This is a genomic window from Mesorhizobium sp. 113-3-3 (assembly GCF_016756495.1).
GTDB lineage: Bacteria > Pseudomonadota > Alphaproteobacteria > Rhizobiales > Rhizobiaceae > Mesorhizobium.
The window spans coordinates 224,217-242,031 of sequence record NZ_AP023243.1 but is presented as its reverse complement, the minus strand read 5'-3'; the positions used below and the strand labels follow the sequence as shown (position 1 = coordinate 242,031).

The following is a 17,815-nucleotide window of genomic DNA, read 5'->3' as shown; positions in this document are numbered from 1 at the left end:
TGGTGCATCGATCGCCGTGCACAATCTCAACGAAAGCCCTATGGCTCTTTCCAGGGAAATCGCCTTGCACTCGAACGGCTACATGCCCCAGCGCAGCGCCGCCGTGTGGACAGGCGCGTCCCACCAGCCGGTCGTCTCGTCGTCGAGCATGGTGAGCGTGATCGAGCAGCCGGCCATGTCGAGCGAGGTGACATAGCTGCCGACCAGCGACCGGCTTATCGTCACGCCGCGCTTCTCGAAGATTTTGCGCGCGCTGTTGTACATCAGGTAGAGCTCCATCAGCGGCGTGCCGCCGAAGCCGTTGACGAACAGCAGCGCCGGGCCTTTCGCCTTGTCGCCGAGATCGCCCAGAATGGCGGTGCAGATCTCCTCGGCGATCGCGTCGGCGCTTTTCAACGTGTCGCGCCGGCGGCCGGGCTCGCCATGGATGCCGACGCCGAATTCCATCTCGCCGTCGCTTATGTCGAAGGTCGGTTTGCCGGCGGCCGGCACGGTGCCGCTGGTCAGCGCCACGCCCATGGAGCGGGTGGCGGCGTTGACGCGCTCGCCCAGCGTCTTCAGGACGGGCAGCGCCAGGCCATGCTCGGCCGCCGCGCCGACGATCTTTTCCACCACCAGCGTGCCGGCGACGCCGCGCCGGCCGGTCGTGTAGGACGAATTCTCGACGGCGACATCGTCATTGGTCACCACCTGCAGCACGCCTTCCGACATCTCGGCCGCCATGTCGAAGTTCATCACATCGCCCTCGTAGTTCTTGACGATGAACAGGCAGCCGGCACCGCTGTCGACGGCCTGCGCCGCCGCCAGCATCTGGTCCGGTGTCGGCGAGGTGAACACCTGGCCGGGGCAGGCGGCATCCAGCATGCCGTGGCCGACAAAGCCGGCATGCAGCGGCTCGTGGCCCGAGCCGCCGCCGGAGATCAGCGCCACCTTGCCCGGCCGCAGTGTCCTGCGGCGGACGAATTTGTGCTCGTCGCCAAGCGCGAGGATATCGGCGTGGGCTGCCACGAAACCGTCGAGGCTCTCGGTCAGCACCGTGTCCACCGCGTTCATAAATTTCTTCATGGCGTCCTCCCAAACAGCCCGGCAAGATGGTCAGCTGCCACCCTTGCCGGCGATGCTGGTGATCTTCTGGATGAATTCGTTGATCGCCCGGTCGAGCGCCGCATTCTGCTTGTCGTCGCCGAAATCCGGCACGACCAGCGACACATGCCGCGTCTTGCGCATGCCCGCGGCGATCGACATTTTCCCCGGATGCGCCTGATGGTAGGCGGCGAGGAACTGATCCCGTTCGGCCGGGCTGAAATGGCAGACGGAAAAAATGGCCGGCAAATGCTTTGACGGTATCGGAACCGTATAGGCCGGGCTTGAAATCTGCGTCACGAAGCTGCGGTGCTTGCCGAGCGCGTCGGCCAGGCGCTGGCGCATGCCGGACGGGCGCTGATCGATGACCTGCGACAGGATCGTCTTGTAGGCGCGGATCGCCTCTTCGGAGCCGGGTTCGGGTTTGATGTCAACCATGCCGGCCGCGCCTAGACCGAAACATCAGATATGGCCGCCTTGGCCATGGCGAGTTGCGCCGGCGCGACGGACAGGTCGCGCAGGCTGGCCTCGAGCAGCGAAGGGATCGCGGCCGGATCACCGCCGGCATCGCCGCACAGGCTGACGGGAATGTTGTTTTCCCGTCCAAAGGCGGTGACCGAGCCGATCAGCCGCAGCACCGCCGGATGGCGGACCGAATTGAGGTGGGCCACGGCAGCGTTGTCCCGCGCGGCCGCCATCACATATTGCGTCAAATCGTTGGAACCGATCGAGAAGAAGGCGACGCCGGCGAACGCCTCCGGCGCGATGGCGACTGAAGGCACCTCGACCATGATGCCGAGCGGCGGCATTTTGTGCGCGACGCCGCGTGCGGCAAGGGCCGCCTGTTCCTCGCCGAACAGGGCGGCTGCGCGTTCATACTCCTCGGCCACGGCGATCATTGGAAACATCACCCTGAGATTGCCGTGTGGCGCGGCGCGCAGCAATGCCCTGATCTGTACGCGAAAAATGTCGAGCCGGGCCAGCGACAGCCTGATGCCGCGCAGCCCGAGGAACGGATTGCCTTCCTCGATGGTGAAGCCAGGCACCGGCTTGTCGCCGCCGGCATCCACGGTGCGGATCGTCACCGGTTTTTCCCCGGCCCATTCCAGCACCTTGCGATAGGCGCGATACTGCGTCTCTTCATCGGGCAATGTCTTGCCGAACAGGAATTCGGTGCGCATCAGGCCGACCCCGTCGCAGGTCGCGATGTCGATGCCGTCGACATCGGACGGGTCGGCGATGTTGACCTGCACGCGCACCGCCGTGCCGGCCTTGGTCACCGCCGGCCGCGCCAGAAACCTTTGCGCCTTGCCCTGGCGGGTCGCGAAGGAAGACGACGACTGCCGGAACGAACCTATCTCGGCCGGCGAGGGCGCCAGCACGATGCTGCCGTGCTCGGCGTCAAGCAGCGCCACGCCGGCGAGATCGGCAAGCGGTTGGCGCAGCCCCACCACCATCGGCACGCCACGCGAGCGTGCCAGCATGGCGACGTGGCTGGCCGTGCTGCCCGCCTTCAATGCGATGCCGCCGCCATGGCTCCAATCGGTTTCGAGAAAGCGCGTCGGCGCGATATCCTCACCACACAGGATGGCACCGGACGGCGCTGTGTTGTCGCCGTCCTCGGTCAGAGCACGCAGCACCTGGTCCCTGATATCGCGCAGGTCCGTGGCACGGGCGCGGAAATAATCCTGGTCGGAGGCCTCGTAGCCGGCAATCTCGGCATCGAGCGCCTCTCGCCAGGCCATGTCGGCGGTCCGCCCCGAAGCGATCGATGCGAAGGCCGGCCCGCTCAGCGCGTCGTCTTCCAGCATGGCGATGTGGAATTCGAGTATGCCGGCGGCGTCGCTGTCGACAGTGTCGACCATTGCTGAAAGCCGCTTTACCGCCTTGCCGATGGCGGCTTGCAGCGATGTCTTCTCCTCCGCGGATGTGGCTTTGCCTGCGTAGACGGCCGGCGGCCGGTCGAGGTCGAACAGCGGCCCCTCGGCATAGCCGGCCGAGGCCGGAACACCCTCAATCCGCATGGCTCGCATTCCCTGTGGGCCGACGAAGCCGCGCGCCAGCCTCACGCCGAGCGGACATGACCGGCGTCCTCGTCGAAATCGCGCTGCACCAGGTCGATCAGCGCGCGGACCGCATCCTCGGCGCCAGCGCCGCTGGCCCTGATATGCAGCACCGTGCCCTTCGGCGCCTTGGCCGCCATCACCTTGACGATGCTCTTGGCGTCGAACCACGGCCCGTTGGCGGCAAGCGCAATTTCCACATCGGCGGCAAACGTCTTGGCCAGCTTGGTGAACTTCACCGACGGACGCGCATGCAGGCCCACATCGTGGGTGATCAGGACGGTCGCTTCGGCGGCTGCGGACATTTTTTCAGAAATCCCGTTCACTCACGACGGCGACAATTCATGCGCCGTCGCCACCACTTCCTTCAGCGTGGCGCCGCCGGAGGACTCGGTCGCGGCCATCACCGCGCCCTCGACGATCGGCGCGTTGCAGACGATGATCTTCTGCGCACGCGGCTCGCCGATCATCTCCACCGCCATTTCCGAGTTGGTCTCGGCGCCGCCGAGATCGACGAGGATGGCGACGCCGGCTTCCGACCAGGCCTTGTCGATTGCGCCCATGATCGCCTCGACACTGGTGCCGAGCCCGCCATGACCGTTTCCGCCGCACCATGCAAGCGGCACTTCGTCGCCCACCATCTGGCGTACCATGTCGGCCGTGCCCTCCGCGACCAGCGGTGAATGCGACACGATCACGATCCCGACATTGCTCATGCGCTTTCCCCGATCGCTTGCCCCACCGAGCGCACCAGCAGCGCGGTCGAGCGGGCGCCGGCATCCATATGGCCGATCGAGCGCTCGCCGAGGAAGGAGGCGCGGCCGCGCAGCGCCTTCATCGGCACGGTCGCCTCGGCGGCGGCATCGGCGATGTCGGCGATCTCCGCCGCCGTCTTGCCGCCGGCCAAGGCGTCACGCACCGGCTGCAGCACATCGAGCATGGTTTTTTGGCCAACCTGCGACTTGCCGCGCGCGGCCACCGCGTCGATCGCCTTGCCGAAGGCAGCCGTCAGGCCGGCGCGATCGGGATCCGTCGTGATCTCCTTGCCTAGCGCCATGAACAGCGTGCCGAAGAGCGGGCCGGACGCGCCGCCCACCGTCATCACCAGTTTGGTGCCGATCGCCTTCAGGGCGTCGGGCAGCGGCTTTGCCGCGAACGCATCAGCCTCGGCCCGCACGGCCTCGAAGCCGCGCTTCATGTTCAGCCCATGGTCGCCGTCGCCGATCGCCTGGTCGAGCGCCGTCAATTCCCCGGCGTGCGCGGCAATCGTATCGGCGGCCACCGCGATCAGCCTGGCAAGGTTCAACGCCGCCATGTCGCCCAAAATCCTAGTTTCCAGTCTGCCGGCAGTAGCGAAAGAACGGTCATTCGACAACTGGTGCATGCGTCAGGCCGAAACAAGCAGCGTGGCGGCGGCCGCGAACACCTCGGCCACCGCATGGGCGCCGGGGTCGACCACGCCCTGCAATTTGGTGCCGACATAGGCGGATCGTCCGGCCTTGGCCTTCTCCATGGCGGCCGTGGCCTCGGCGCCGCGCCGGGCGGCCGCCGCTGCCTCTTCCAGACCGTCGGCGTCGAGCGCCTTCAGGGCTGGCTCCAGCGCATCGACCATGGTGCGATCGCCAGGCTTTGCGCCGCCGTAGAAAGTCATCCGCTCAAGCCCGGCAAGCAGTGCCTTGGACAAGCTGGCGCCGCTGCCGAGGGCCTGCGCCGCGGCGGTGAAGAAGATCGACAGCAGAACGCCGCTGGAGCCGCCCATCGATGCGCTGAGTATGTCGCCGATCGCGCCCAGGGTTGCCGCCGGGTTGGCCAGCGGCAGCGTGTCGAGCCGTTCGAGGACGCTGCGCGCGCCGGTCGCCACCGTCGAGCCGGTGTCGCCGTCGCCGGCCTTGGCGTCGAGCCCGTTCAATGTCGCTTCGAGCGAGATCAGTCTTTCGCAGACCGTGACGATCAGGCGCCTGGTGCCGGCATCCTGGCTGGCCCTGTGCGCCGCACTTGGTCCGACGGCTTTCGCCATCGGCACGATGACAGGCGCCGCGACCGGCTTGGCCGGCATCCAGGCATGCGGGCCGACCGGCGCCAGCAAGGCGGCCTCGCGCGCCGCGTCGAGCCGGATCAGCGACAGCGAGAAGCCGTTCATGTTGAGCGCCGTCATCAGCGGGCCTGGACCGATCGTCAGCTTGACGGTCCTGGCCAGCGGCGAGGCCAGCACCGCATTGGCAATCAGCGACATTTCGAGCGGCGGCACCGCGCCGAGATTGTTGATCAGCAAGGCATGGCTGGCCTGGGGATCGAGCCGCGCCAGGCGCTCAGCCATGATCGCCACCAGGCGGTCGGCGCTTTGCACCGCGATGCGCTCGACGCCGGGCTCGCCATGGATGCCAAGGCCAAGCTCGCCATCATTTTCGCCGAACCGGTCTTCATGCGGCTGGCCGGGGATCGAACACGACGACAGTGACATGCCGAGCGAAACGATGTCCTTCGCCGCCGCCCGCGCCGCCGCCGCGATATCGGCCAGGTCGTGGCCGGCCTCGGACAGATGGCCTGAAATCTTGTGCACGAACAAGGTGCCGGCGACACCGCGTGGCTGGTTGATATCAGGCAAAGCTATGTCGTCGGCGACGATTACCATCTCGACGCGAAAGCCCTCGGCGCGGGCCTTCTCGGCCGCCAGGCCGAAATTGAGGCGGTCGCCCGTATAATTCTTGACGATCAGCAGGCAGCCGGCCGGACCGGTGACCGCGCGGATCGCCGCAAGCACCGCTTCGACGCTCGGCGAGGCGAAGATCTCGCCGGAGACCGCCGCCGTCAGCATGCCCTTGCCGACAAAGCCGGCATGCGAAGGCTCATGCCCGGCGCCGCCGCCGGAGACGACGCTGACCTTCGTCTTGTCCCAGTCGGCGCGCAGCACGACCTTGATCTCGGGATAGCCGTCGAGGCGCGCGAGGTCACCCGAGCCGATGGTGCGCAACAGGCCGTCCAGCGCCTCGGTGACGATCGTTTCCCTGCGGTTGAAAAAGTGCTTCATCGAATTCGTCCCGTATTCGCGATCGTCAATCACAAGCGGCGTACCCTTGGCGGGAAACGCCGAAACCCGTTCACATCAATCTTTGTCCCTCGGCGCCGAAATAGAGCGGCGAGCGGTAGCGGATCACCACTTTGTCGCCCTGTGCGAGATCGGTGTCGGGGTCGGTCAGCGTCACCAGCTTCTTCGGCCCCACCGTCACATGCAGGTGGTTCTGGTCGCCGAGATGCTCGACCCAATCGACGACACCGTCGGCGTGGGCATTGGCGGCCTTCTCGATCGACAGATGTTCGGTGCGCGCGCCGATCGTCTTCGTCCCGGCCGGCGCGCCCCCATCGGGCAGAAGGCCGGTCGGCAGAAGATTGATTGCCGGCTGGCCGAGCCTTGCCGCGACATGCAGGTTTGCCGGCTCCGAGTAAATGGTTCTCGGTGAACCGATCTGCACCAGCACGCCCTCGGCGAGGATGCCGATGCGGTCGGCCATGGTCATCGCCTCGATCTGGTCGTGCGTGACATAGAGCATGGTGGCTCCGAGTTCGGACTGGATGCGCTTCAACTCCAGCCGCAAATCCGCCCGCAGCTTGGCGTCGAGCGACGACAGCGGCTCGTCCATCAGATAGATGGCGGGCTTGCGCACCAGAGCCCGGCCGATGGCGACGCGCTGCATTTCGCCGCCGGACAGCTTGGTGGAGCGGTTGGCGAGCTTGTGATGGATGCGCACCATCTTCGCCACCTCTTCGACCCGCCGGCGGATCTGGTCCTCCGGGATTTTCCGCGCCGGCGAGCGCAGCGGGAAGGCGAGGTTGTCGTAGACCGACAGATGCGGATAGAGCGAGTATTGCTGGAACACGAAGGCCGTGTCGCGCTCGGCCGGCGACAGCATTGTGGCGTTGTGGCCGCCTATTTCGATCGTGCCGCTGTCCGGCCGTTCCAGCCCGGCAATCAGCCGCAGCGTCGTCGTCTTGCCGGCGCCTGTCGGCCCGAGCAGCACGACGAATTCGCCGTCGGCGATATGCAGGTCGAGACCGTCGACAGCGACGTTCTCGCCAAAGCTCTTGGTCACGTTCTTGATGTGCACGTCAGCCATGCTGCGCTCTCCCTTGAGAGGCGGTGTCGTGGACCGCGGTTCTCACCGCGCGGCCCGATCCCTTGTCGAACAGCGACAGCCGCGCGCTGTTCAGCGCGAGACCGACATGATCGCCGGCATTGAGCCGGATTTCGGCCGGCACCCGCGCCTTGATGATGCCGTCCGCCGTCTCCACGGCGACGATCTGCGTGGTGCCGAGATATTCCGTTCCATAGATGGCGCCGCGCAGCTTCGAGGCATCGTCGAAGCGGATGTGTTCGGGCCGGATCCCAAGCGCCATGTCGCTCGGTGCTACATCCTCGCGCACCTCCGGCACCGCGACCTTCGCGCCCTGGACGACGACCTCCTTCGCGCCCTTGGCGAGCCCGCCGCCAAAGCCCAGAAAATTCATCGGCGGCGAGCCGATGAAGTCGGCAACGAACATGGTCGCCGGACGGTCGTAGATTTCGCGTGGGCTTCCGAACTGTTCGATGACGCCGTGGTTCATGACGGCGATCTTGTCGGCCATCGACATCGCTTCCATCTGGTCGTGCGTGACGTAGACGGTGGTCGCGTGGATGCGGTTGTGCAGCTCGCGCAGCTCGTGGACCATGAGGTCGCGGAATTCGGTATCGAGCGTGCCGAGCGGCTCGTCCATCAGGAAGCACTTCGGCCGCCGTACGATGGCGCGGCCGAGCGCCACGCGCTGGCGGTCGCCGCCGGCAAAGCCGGAGACGGATTTGTTGAGCAGATGGTCGATGCGCAGCAGTTTCGCCGTCTCCTCGACGCGGGTGCGGATCTCGGCCGACGGCATGCCTTGCGCCAGCAAGGGAAAGCCGATGTTCTTGCGCACATTCATGTGCGGATAGAGCGCGAACAGCTGGAAGACGAAGGCGATGTCGCGCTCGCGTGCCCGCAACATGGTGACGTCCTCGCCGCCGAGCAGGATCTCGCCGCCCGTCGGCAGCTCGAGCCCGGCGATCATGCGCAGTGTCGTCGTCTTGCCGCAGCCGGATGGTCCGAGCATGACGAAGAACTCACCATCCTCGACGACGAAGTTGGAATCCTGCACGGCGACGAAATCGCCGAAGGCCTTTCTCAGGTGCTGAACACGGATCTCGGCCATGATTATTCCGGGAATTTCGAGACGACGATGAACATCACGGTGCCGGCGAGCATGGTGATGAAGGAATAGGTGTAGAGCGACAGCGCGAAGGGCTGGAACAGCATCAGGAAGCCGATGGCGATCAGTGCCGTCGCGATGTTTTCCATCAGGCCGCGCCGGGCCCAGACCGGCCAGCGCGATTTGCGTTTAACGGGATTGGTCATGCTCATTTGCGCACCGCACCGAAGGTGATGCCGCGCAGCAATTGCTTGCGAAGCAGGATGGTGAAGACCAGGATCGGCACCAGGAAAATCGTCGTGCCGGCCGCCACCGCCGGCCAGTCCTGGCCGCCTTCGCCGATGATGGTCGGGATGAAGGGCGGCGCGGTCTGCGCCGAGCCTGACGTCAGCAGCGCGGCGAAGGCATATTCGTTCCAAGCGAAGATCAGGCAGAAGATGGCGGTCGCGGCGATGCCGGTGGTCGCCTGTGGCAACACGGTGCGCCAGAAGGCCTGCAGCCTGGTGTAGCCGTCGATCATCGCCGCTTCTTCATATTCGCGCGGGATCTCGTCGATGAAGCCTTTCAAGAGCCACACCGCCAGCGACACGTTGACCGCCGTGTAGAGCAGGATCATGCCAAGTGCGGTGTCCGACAGGCCGAGCTCGCGGTACATCAGGTAGATCGGGATAGCGACCGCGATCGGCGGCATGAAGCGCGTCGACAGGATGAAGAACAGAAGATCGTCGGCGAGCGGCACCTTGAAGCGCGAGAACCCGTAGGCCGACAGCGTGCCGAGAAAGACCGCGCAGAAGGTCGAGCCGAAGGCGATGATCAGCGAATTGACGAAGCGCGGCAGGAAGTTGGAAGGGCCGGCGATCACCATGTTGCGCTTGCGCACGGTCTCGTCGCAGAAGCCGGTCGCCGGCCCCAGCGAGTTGATATATTCCGGCGTCTGCCGCGTCCGTGTCGTGAACAGATTGCAATAGCCCTCGATGCTCGGCTGGAACACGATCTTGGGCGGATAGGCGATCGAGTCCGGCGGCGTCTTGAAGCTGGTGGCGAAGATCCACAAGAGCGGCACGATCGAGATCAGCGCGTAGGCGATGATGATCGCACCGGCGATGCGCTTCGAGTTGGCCGAAGGGGCGACGACCGAATGGGCAGTGGTCAGGCTCATCTCTGCTTCACCTTGTTGAGCGCCTTGACGTAGATGTTGGCGAGACCGAATACCGCCACGAAGAGGATGATGGCGAAGGCCGAGGAATAGCCGGTGCGCCAGCTCTCGAAAGCCTGCCGCTTCAGCGTGATCGAGGCGACCTCGGTGGTCGAGCCAGGCCCGCCGCCGGTGAGCAGATTGACCATGTCGAACATCTTGAAGTTCTCGATGCCGCGAAACAGCACCGCCAGCATGATGAAGGGCAGCGCCATCGGCAGGGTGATCGACCAGAATTGCCGCCAGTTGGAGGCGCGGTCGACCTCGGCCGCCTCATAGATGTATTCGGGGATGGAGCGCAGCCCGGCGAGGCAGATCAGCATCACGTAGGGCGTCCACATCCAGGTGTCGACGATGATGATCGACCACGGCGCCAGCGACACGTTGGAGAGCATCTGGATGCTTGTCGGCGGAATGCCGCTGACAAAGGAGATGACATAGGAGAACAGGCCGATCTGCGGCTCGTAGAGGAAGCGCCAGAAATTGCCGACCACCGCCGGCGACAGCATCATCGGCACCAGGATCAGCGTCGTCCAGAAGGCGTGGCCGCGGAACTTCCGGTCGATCAGCCAGGCCAGCGTGAAGCCGATCAGCGTCTGCAACATGATGGTCCAGAACACGAAATGCGCCGTCGTCTGCATCGCGATCCAGATGTCCTGGTCGCCAAGGATGCGCTGGTAGTTGGCGAGCCCGAGATTCTTCACCACCTCGTTCGGTCGGTTGGCGCGGTAGTTGGTGAAGGACAGATAGATCGCCCAGAACAGCGGGAAGATGTTGATGGCCAGCAGCAACAGGATCGTCGGCGAGATGAACAGCCAGGCGAGGCCCTTGTCGCTAATGCCCCGGACCTTGCGGGCCAACGGTTCCGGGGTCGCCCGGGCAACGTTCTCCGCGGTCCGATTGAGCATGGTCAGTCCTGCTTCGGTCACTTGGGTCGTCTCTGTGATGGAATTTATCTGAACTGCGTCCCGTGCCAAGGGTGGCACGGGACGCTTCGGTCCTAGCTCGGGAGGAGCCGGTTACATCTTGCCGTCGTCCTGGAACACCTGGGTCCAGTCCTTGACCAGGCCGTCGAGCGCATCCTTGGCCGAACCCTGGCCGGCGACGACATAGTCATGGAAGCGCTTCTGCGAGGCCTGCAGCAGCGGCGCGTAGCTCGGCTCGGCCCAGAAGTCCTTCACGATCGCCATCGAGTCGAGGAAGGTCTGCGCGTAGGGCTGGCTGGCCGGGAATTTCGGGTCCTTCACCACGGCGTTCAGGCAGGAATAGCCGCCGAGCGACCACCACTTGGCCTGCACGTCCTTGTTGGCGAACCACTTGATGTATTTCAGCGCCGATTCCTGCTTGTCGGAATAGGACACCACCGAGATGCCCTGGCCGCCGAGCTGGGCGAACTGGTCGCCGTCGGGACCCTTCGGGTTGACGAAGTAGCCGATCTTGTCGCCGCCGACATTCTCGTCCTTCTGCAAGCCGGGCCAGGTGAAGGCGAAGTTCATGTGCATGGCCACCTGGCCGGATTTGAAGGCGTCGACGCCTTCGCCCATATAGCTGTTGGAGGCGCCGGGCGGCGTGCAGCAATCGTAGAGCGCCTTGTAGAATTCCAGCCCCTTCACCGATTTCTCGGAATTGACGAAGCCTTCCATCTCATAGGGCTTCTTCGGATTCTCATACTGGAAGCCGTAGCTGTAGAGCACATCCATGGCGCCCATGGTGATGCCTTCAGAGCCACGCTCGGTGTAGATCGAGGCGCCATAGACGGTCTTGCCGTCGATCTGCCGCTTCTGGAAGAACTCGGCGATCTGCTTCAGCTGGTCGAAAGTGGCCGGCGGGCCGAGATCCCAGCCATACTTCTCCTTGAATTCCTTCTGCAGTTCGGGCTTGGAGAACCAGTCCTTGCGGTAGGTCCAGCCGACGACGTCGCCCATGGCCGGCAGCGCCCAGTAGTTCGGCGTGTTCTTCGGCCATTCGGAATAACCGACGACGGTCGCCGGCACGAAGTCGTCCATGCTGATCTTCTCCTTGTCGAAGAAGTCGTTCAGCTTGACGTAGTGGCCGTTCTCGGCCGCGCCGCCGATCCACTGGCTGTCGCCGATGATCAGGTCGCACAGTTTGCCGTGCGAGTTCAGCTCGTTGAGGAAGCGGTCGGCATAGTTGGTCCATGGCACGAATTCGAATTTCATGCCGATGCCGGTTTCCTTGGTAAAATCCTTGGACAGTTCGACAAGCGCGTTGGCCGGGTCCCAGGCGGCCCAGCAAAGCGTCAGGTCTTCAGCGTGCGCGGCGTTCGAGACGGCTGTCGACGCTGCAATCGCCGAGGTCAGTCCCAACGCCAGTTTCAAGCTCGATTTCATGCCTTCCTCCCATTTGCGAAACACGCCCGGATGACGGTTTCAAGAGCCCTCAACCTCTCTCCTCAGAGGCCCAAACATGGCGGCGCCGGAGCGCGGCAGATGTTTAGTAATTTGTTTAGTGATGCAATTTTTACTAAACAACGCAAGCGAATTCGTTGCTGCGTCGCAGCATGACGAAACGGATGATTGAAATCGTTGGGAAATGACCGCCGGATGTTTCTCCGGCTGCCTCTCAGCCGGCCTCGCCGACGACGTTCGTCTGTGGCGTCACCGGCCGCACGGGCGGTGACGGCGGCAGCAAAGCGCGTATGTCGGCGAAGGGAAATGTCGGCTCGAAGCGAAAAGCCTCGGCCAGAGAACCGGGGACGGCGTTGCATTGGCCGGCGCGAAATTCATTCTGGATGCGCGCCCTCTCGACATATTGCTCCGGCCGCTGTGACCGGTGCATGCGGATCGCCTGTGTCTTGATGTCCCGGTAGGCGGATATGTCGACATAGTGCGTCGGCGAGAATCCGGTGCCGCCCATCGTGTCGGCATGCAGCACCGGAACCGCGAACGACGCCGCGATGCGCACGCCGTCCGACAGGGCGCGGTGGTCGGCGTGATAGTCGTTGGGGGCGTGCGTGATCACCAGCTCCGGCCCGGTCTCGCGGATCAGCGTTTTCAGCGCGCCGATCAGCGCGGCATCGGCCACCAGCGCGCCATCGGGAAAGTCGAGGAAGCGCGGCGCGGCACCAAGCAGGGCGGCCGCGGCTGTCGCTTCCTCGCGACGGACGCCGGCGAGGACCGTGGCATCGCTCTTGCCGCCCTTGGCCCCATCCGTGGCCACGGCAAAAGTCAGCTCTGCGCCTTGCGCCGCATAGGCGGCCATCGTACCGAACATGAAGATCTCGATGTCGTCCGGATGCGCACCGAGCGCCAATATTTTCAAACCACTCTCTCCCGGAAATGAAAAACGTGCCGAACGGAATCCTGCTCGCCCTGATCGCCTATGCAAGCTATTCGGGCAGCGATGCCGTTATCAAGAGCCTGGGCGGACAGTTCACCGTCTTCGAGATCGGCTTCTTCGTTACCTTGTTTGCCGGCTTTTTCCTGTTCTTCACCCGCCCGGCGGGTGAACGCTGGCGCGATTTCTGGCGCATGAAGCGGCCATGGGCGGTGCAGGCGCGCGCCTGGGCCGGCATCGCGTCCGGCGTGCTCAGCGTCTATGCCTTCACCCACATTCCGCTGGCCGAGGTCTACGCGCTGATCTTCCTGGCGCCCTTGCTGGTCACCATCCTGTCCACCGTCATCCTGAAGGAAAAGGTCGGTCCGTGGCGGTGGCTGGCCGTCGTCGCCGGCTTTGCCGGGGTGATGCTGGTGGTGCGGCCGGGTTTTCGCGAATTGAACCTCGGCCATCTGGCCGCCTTCGTGAACGCCTTCCTCGCCGCGACCAGCGTCATCCTGCTGCGCTCGCTCGCCCAGCAGGAGAAGCGCACCTCGATGCTTGGCGTGCTTGTCGGCTATGGCCTGCTGTTCAACGGGGCCGGCGCCGCTGCGTCGTTCACTCTTCCGAACGCCATGCAGTTCGTCTGGCTGGCGATGGCGGGCGCCTTCACCGCCGGCGGGCAATTCATGCAACTGCTCGCGGCCAAATACGCTCCCGCCAACCGGATCGCGCCGACGCATTATTCGCAGATCGTCTGGGCGGTCATCCTCGGCGCGCTGTTTTTCCAGGAATACCCCGACTGGCTGACGCTGGTCGGCCTTGCGGTGGTCGGCGGTTCCGGCCTGCTGACCATGGTGCGCGAGGAGGTGCGGCTGGGCACCGTGCGCTGGAACCCGTTTGCGCGCACCCGGCTTTGAGCCGGCGCCGGTTGCACGGCGACCGTGACCGCTGATATGCGGACGCGATGACGAAAAGATCCCTGCCGGAGCTTCCGGTATCCGCCGTGCTCCCGGCGCTCAGCGAAGCGCTTGGCGCTGGCAACAGCGCCGTGCTGGTGGCGCCGCCCGGCGCCGGCAAGACGACGCTGGTGCCGTTGGCGCTGCTCGATGCGCCGTGGCTGGGTGCGGGCAAGATCGTGCTGCTCGAGCCGCGCCGGCTCGCCGCCCGCGCCGCGGCCCGCCGCATGGCGCAATTGCTTGATGAGGAGCCGGGCGGCACGGTCGGCTACGCGATGCGCATGGAAAACCGCACCTCGGCCAGGACCCGCATATTGGTCGTCACCGAGGGCGTGCTGGCGCGCATGATCCTCGACGATCCCGAACTGCCCGGCGTCTCGGCAGTCATCTTCGACGAATTCCACGAGCGCTCGCTCGACGGCGATTTCGGTCTGGCGCTGGCGCTCGACGTGCAGGGCGCACTGCGGCCGGACCTGCGTCTGCTGGTGATGTCGGCGACGCTGGATGGCGCCCGTGTCGCGAAACTCCTGTCGGGCGCGCCGGTGATCGAAAGCGAAGGCCGCGCCTTCCCCGTCGACATAAGCTACGACGAACGGCCGGCCGGCGTCCCGATCGAGGACGCCATGGCCAGGGCGATCCGCGCCGCCCTTGCCGGCGAGAGCGGCAGCGTGCTTGCCTTCCTGCCCGGCCAGCGCGAGATCGAGCGCACCGCCGAACGGCTGGCCGGCAAGGTCGGCGCCGACACCGACATTGTCCCGCTCTATGGCCAACTCGACGGCAAGGCGCAGGACGCCGCGATCAAGCCGGCGCCGGCCGGCCGCCGCAAGGTGGTGCTGGCGACGTCGATTGCCGAGACCTCCATCACCATTGACGGTGTGCGCGTCGTCATCGATTCCGGCCTGTCGCGGCTGCCGCGCTATGAGCCGGCCAGCGGCCTGACGCGGCTGGAGACGGTTCGCGTCAGCAAGGCATCCGCCGACCAGCGCGCCGGCCGAGCCGGACGCACACAAGCCGGCGTCGCCATCCGGCTGTGGCGCGCCGAACAGACGGCGGCACTTCCCGCCTTCACGCCGCCGGAAATCCTGGAAGCCGACCTTTCGGGCCTGTTGCTCGACTGCGCCGCCTTCGGCGTCGCCGATCCGACCGGCCTCGCCTTCCTCGATCCGCCGCCGGCGCCGGCGCTCAACGAGGCAAGGGTGCTGCTGCGCGCCCTCCATGCCATCGACGAGGCGGGGCGCCTGACGGAAGCGGGCGCTTCGATGCGCAAGCTCGCTCTGCCCGTGCGGCTGGCGCATATGGTCGCCGAGGCAGCCAGCAGTGGCCATGCCGGTGAGGCGGCCATTCTGGCGGTGCTGCTCACCGAACGCGGCCTTGGCGGCGATGGCGCCGATCTCGAACGGCGGCTGATGCGCTTTCGTGGGGAAAGATCGCCCCGCGCCACCGCCGCACGGCAACTGGCTGAAAGGCTGGCCAGGCAGGCCTTACCCTCCCCCATGAGGGAAGGGTCGGCGAGTGAGCAGAGCGAAGCGACGCGAGGGAGACGGGGTGGGGTCGGTTCGGGCACGCCATCGTCGAGCACGCCACCGGCGACCCCACCCCGATCCGCTGCGCGGATCGACCCTCCCCTCGAGGGGGAGGGTAAGGTCGGTTCCCTCCTCATCAACGCCTGGCCGGATCGCGTCGCCAAGGCGCGTGGCGAGCGCGGGCGCTTCGTGCTGGCCAATGGCTCCGGCGCCATGCTGGATGCGGCCGACCCGCTGGCGGGCGAGCCGTTTCTGGTCGTCGCCGACCTGCAGGGCAAGGCGCAGAATGCGCGCATCACGGCGGCGGCGGCGGTCGGCGAGGACGACATCCGCGCCGCGCTTGGCGACCGGATCGAAACGCGCCGGCAAGCGAGCTTCGACCGCGAGCGCCGCGCCGTGCGCGTGCGAGAAACCGTGCGTCTCGGCGCCATCACGCTCGCCGAGCGCATGCTGCCGGCGCCTTCAGGCGCCGATGCCGACCGCGCGATCCTTGACGCCTTGCGCGAACACGGCCTGTCGCTGTTGAGCTGGAGCAAGGAAGCCGAGACGCTGCGCCAGCGCTTGTCCTGGCTGCATCGTGGCCTTGGCGCACCCTGGCCCGACATGTCGGATGAAGCGCTGATCGAGCGCCTCGACGACTGGCTGCTGCCCTTCCTGTCGGGGGCGGCCTCCTTTGCCGCCATCGATCCCGGCGTCGTCTCGGCCGGCCTGACCTCGCTTGTGCCGCATGAGCTGCAGCGCAAGGTCGATGCGCTGGCGCCAACGCATTTCGACGCCCCGTCCGGCAGCCATGTGCCGATCCGCTATGACGGCGAATGGCCGGTGCTGGCGGTACGCGTGCAGGAACTGTTCGGCCTCGACCGCCACCCCTCGATTGCCAACGGCACGGTGCCGCTGACACTTGAGCTGCTGTCGCCAGCACATAGGCCGATCCAGACGACACGCGACCTGCCCGGTTTCTGGCGCGGCTCCTGGGCCGACGTGCGCGCCGACATGCGCGGCCGCTATCCCAAGCATGTCTGGCCGGAAAATCCGCTGCTCGCCGCCGCTACCGCCCGTGCCAAGCCACGCGGGACCTAGCGCTCCTCCTTTCCCGGCTATAATCCTTGGCCATGATCAACATCCTGAACGCGCCCGATTTCCAGCAGAGCCAGCGGCTGCGCCTCAACACGCTGATCCGGCTGCGCTGGCTGGCCATTGTCGGCCAGAGCGTCGCGGTGCTCGTCGTCGCCTATGGGTTGAAATTCCCGCTCCCGGTCAGCCTGTGTTTTGCCCTGATCGCCTGTTCGGCCTGGATGAACCTGTTCCTGGCCTTCCGGTTTCCGGCGGCGCACCGGCTCACCCCGTTTGCCGCCTTCGGCATCCTGATCTTCGACAGCCTGCAGCTTGCCGGCCTGCTCTATATGACCGGCGGCCTGACTAATCCGTTCTCGCTGCTGATGACCGTGCCTGTCGTCATTTCGGCGACGTCGCTGCCCCTGCGCCTCACCGCCATCCTCGGCGGGCTGGTGATGCTGGCCGCAACCTTGCTGGTGTTCATCCATCTGCCGTTGCCCTGGTATGAAGGCGCGCCGCTGGCCATGCCCTTCATCTATGTCGCCGGCATGTGGATGGCGGTGCTGTCCTCGATCGCCTTCACCGCCATCTATGCCTTCCGGGTGGCCGCCGAAGCGCGGCTTCTGGCCAATGCGCTCGCCGCCACCGAACTGGTGCTGCAGCGCGAACAGCACCTTTCGGCGCTCGACGGCCTGGCGGCGGCGGCCGCGCATGAGCTCGGCACGCCGCTCGCCACCATCACGCTCGTCGCCAAGGAGATGGAAAAGGCGCTCGGCAGCGATCCAAAGTACGGCGAAGACGTCAAGCTGCTGCGCTCGCAGAGCGAACGCTGCCGCGAGATTCTCAAGCGCCTGACCAGCCTGTCGTCGGAGGGCGAGGCGCATCTGTCCCGCTTGCCGCTGACCTCGCTGGTCGAGGAGGTCACCGCGCCGCATCGCGACTTCGGTATCTCGATCAAGCTTCGCCCGGGTGAACGCACCGGGCCGGAGCCGGTCGGGCGCCGTAATCCGGGCGTCATCTACGGCCTCGGCAATCTGGTCGAGAACGCCGTCGATTTCGCCCGCAAGAGCGTCACCGTGCGCTGGAGCTGGGACGAGGCCGCCGTCACCTTCTCGATCATCGACGACGGGCCTGGTTTCCCGCCCGAAATCATCGACCGTATCGGCGAGCCCTATATGTCGACGCGCCAGGGCACCGAGGCCGGCGGCGGCCTGGGGCTCGGCCTGTTCATCGCCAAGACCCTGCTCGAACGCTCGGGCGCCACACTCGACTTCCGCAATTCGAGCGGCCTGGGCGAGGGCGCCGTGGTACAGATTTCGTGGCCGAGAACAGTCTTCCTGAACCCGGAAACGGCCCCGGCCACCATGTTTGACACTGCGTAAATTGGACAATAGCGGCGCAAAACTATATCTGCGTAAAATTAAGGCAGCAGGAATTCTCACGACG

The 17,815-nt window shown here is 65.7% G+C and carries 17 protein-coding genes; 3 read left to right on the top strand and 14 right to left on the bottom strand.

Annotation, left to right across the window (positions count from 1 at the left end):
- Positions 1 to 78 precede the first annotated feature (78 nt).
- From dhaK to JG746_RS01045, 14 genes are all read right to left on the bottom strand, one after another.
- Positions 79 to 1,065, bottom strand: coding sequence for a dihydroxyacetone kinase subunit DhaK (dhaK, locus tag JG746_RS01110; RefSeq protein WP_202356507.1), 987 nt, complete (start codon positions 1,063 to 1,065; stop codon positions 79 to 81).
- 30 nt (positions 1,066 to 1,095) lie between these two features.
- Positions 1,096 to 1,521 (bottom strand): hypothetical protein, encoded by a 426-nt coding sequence (locus JG746_RS01105; RefSeq protein ID WP_019862863.1) that lies wholly within the window; start codon positions 1,519 to 1,521, stop codon positions 1,096 to 1,098.
- 11 nt (positions 1,522 to 1,532) lie between these two features.
- On the bottom strand, positions 1,533 to 3,107 hold the full coding sequence (ptsP, locus tag JG746_RS01100) for a phosphoenolpyruvate--protein phosphotransferase (protein ID WP_202356506.1): 1,575 nt from the start codon (positions 3,105 to 3,107) through the stop codon (positions 1,533 to 1,535).
- 41 nt (positions 3,108 to 3,148) lie between these two features.
- Complete coding sequence (locus JG746_RS01095) at positions 3,149 to 3,451, bottom strand: HPr family phosphocarrier protein (RefSeq protein WP_202356505.1); 303 nt, start codon at positions 3,449 to 3,451, stop codon at positions 3,149 to 3,151.
- 21 nt (positions 3,452 to 3,472) lie between these two features.
- Positions 3,473 to 3,862 carry a dihydroxyacetone kinase phosphoryl donor subunit DhaM gene (gene dhaM, locus JG746_RS01090; RefSeq protein WP_202356504.1) on the bottom strand — a complete coding sequence of 130 codons (390 nt, stop codon included), beginning with the start codon at positions 3,860 to 3,862 and terminating at the stop codon, positions 3,473 to 3,475.
- Positions 3,859 to 4,461 carry a dihydroxyacetone kinase subunit DhaL gene (gene dhaL, locus JG746_RS01085; protein WP_202356503.1) on the bottom strand — a complete coding sequence of 201 codons (603 nt, stop codon included), beginning with the start codon at positions 4,459 to 4,461 and terminating at the stop codon, positions 3,859 to 3,861. Before dhaL ends, dhaM begins: the two co-directional genes overlap by 4 nt.
- A gap of 72 nt (positions 4,462 to 4,533) precedes the next feature.
- Positions 4,534 to 6,174 (bottom strand): dihydroxyacetone kinase subunit DhaK, encoded by a 1,641-nt coding sequence (locus JG746_RS01080; RefSeq protein ID WP_202356502.1) that lies wholly within the window; start codon positions 6,172 to 6,174, stop codon positions 4,534 to 4,536.
- 70 nt (positions 6,175 to 6,244) lie between these two features.
- The gene (locus JG746_RS01075) at positions 6,245 to 7,258 is read right to left on the bottom strand and encodes an ABC transporter ATP-binding protein (RefSeq protein WP_202356501.1); all 1,014 of its coding nucleotides are present in this window, start codon (positions 7,256 to 7,258) and stop codon (positions 6,245 to 6,247) included.
- The gene (locus JG746_RS01070; protein ID WP_202356500.1) at positions 7,251 to 8,363 is read right to left on the bottom strand and encodes an ABC transporter ATP-binding protein; all 1,113 of its coding nucleotides are present in this window, start codon (positions 8,361 to 8,363) and stop codon (positions 7,251 to 7,253) included. The genes JG746_RS01075 and JG746_RS01070 overlap by 8 nt, the downstream gene beginning before the upstream one ends.
- Before the next feature lie 2 nt (positions 8,364 to 8,365).
- On the bottom strand, positions 8,366 to 8,572 hold the full coding sequence (locus tag JG746_RS01065; protein ID WP_202356499.1) for a hypothetical protein: 207 nt from the start codon (positions 8,570 to 8,572) through the stop codon (positions 8,366 to 8,368).
- Complete coding sequence (locus tag JG746_RS01060) at positions 8,569 to 9,519, bottom strand: carbohydrate ABC transporter permease (protein WP_183455750.1); 951 nt, start codon at positions 9,517 to 9,519, stop codon at positions 8,569 to 8,571. Before JG746_RS01060 ends, JG746_RS01065 begins: the two co-directional genes overlap by 4 nt.
- Positions 9,516 to 10,463 (bottom strand): carbohydrate ABC transporter permease, encoded by a 948-nt coding sequence (locus tag JG746_RS01055; protein WP_202356498.1) that lies wholly within the window; start codon positions 10,461 to 10,463, stop codon positions 9,516 to 9,518. The genes JG746_RS01060 and JG746_RS01055 overlap by 4 nt, the downstream gene beginning before the upstream one ends.
- A 111-nt stretch (positions 10,464 to 10,574) precedes the next feature.
- Complete coding sequence (locus JG746_RS01050; protein ID WP_202356497.1) at positions 10,575 to 11,906, bottom strand: ABC transporter substrate-binding protein; 1,332 nt, start codon at positions 11,904 to 11,906, stop codon at positions 10,575 to 10,577.
- 232 nt (positions 11,907 to 12,138) lie between these two features.
- On the bottom strand, positions 12,139 to 12,837 hold the full coding sequence (locus JG746_RS01045; protein ID WP_202356496.1) for a PIG-L deacetylase family protein: 699 nt from the start codon (positions 12,835 to 12,837) through the stop codon (positions 12,139 to 12,141).
- A 26-nt stretch (positions 12,838 to 12,863) separates the two neighbouring features.
- On the opposite strand from JG746_RS01045, the gene JG746_RS01040 reads away from it, so the two are divergent.
- The 3 genes from JG746_RS01040 to JG746_RS01030 are packed head-to-tail and all read left to right on the top strand — an operon-like array spanning position 12,864 to position 17,751.
- Positions 12,864 to 13,751: an EamA family transporter gene (locus tag JG746_RS01040; RefSeq protein WP_202356495.1), complete on the top strand. Its 888-nt coding sequence runs from the start codon at positions 12,864 to 12,866 to the stop codon at positions 13,749 to 13,751.
- 47 nt (positions 13,752 to 13,798) lie between these two features.
- Positions 13,799 to 16,393 carry an ATP-dependent helicase HrpB gene (hrpB, locus tag JG746_RS01035; protein WP_202356494.1) on the top strand — a complete coding sequence of 865 codons (2,595 nt, stop codon included), beginning with the start codon at positions 13,799 to 13,801 and terminating at the stop codon, positions 16,391 to 16,393.
- Between the two features lie 32 nt (positions 16,394 to 16,425).
- Entirely contained in the window at positions 16,426 to 17,751 is a 1,326-nt protein-coding gene (locus tag JG746_RS01030) for an ActS/PrrB/RegB family redox-sensitive histidine kinase (protein ID WP_202359221.1), read from the top strand.
- The last annotated feature ends 64 nt before the right edge of the window (positions 17,752 to 17,815 follow it).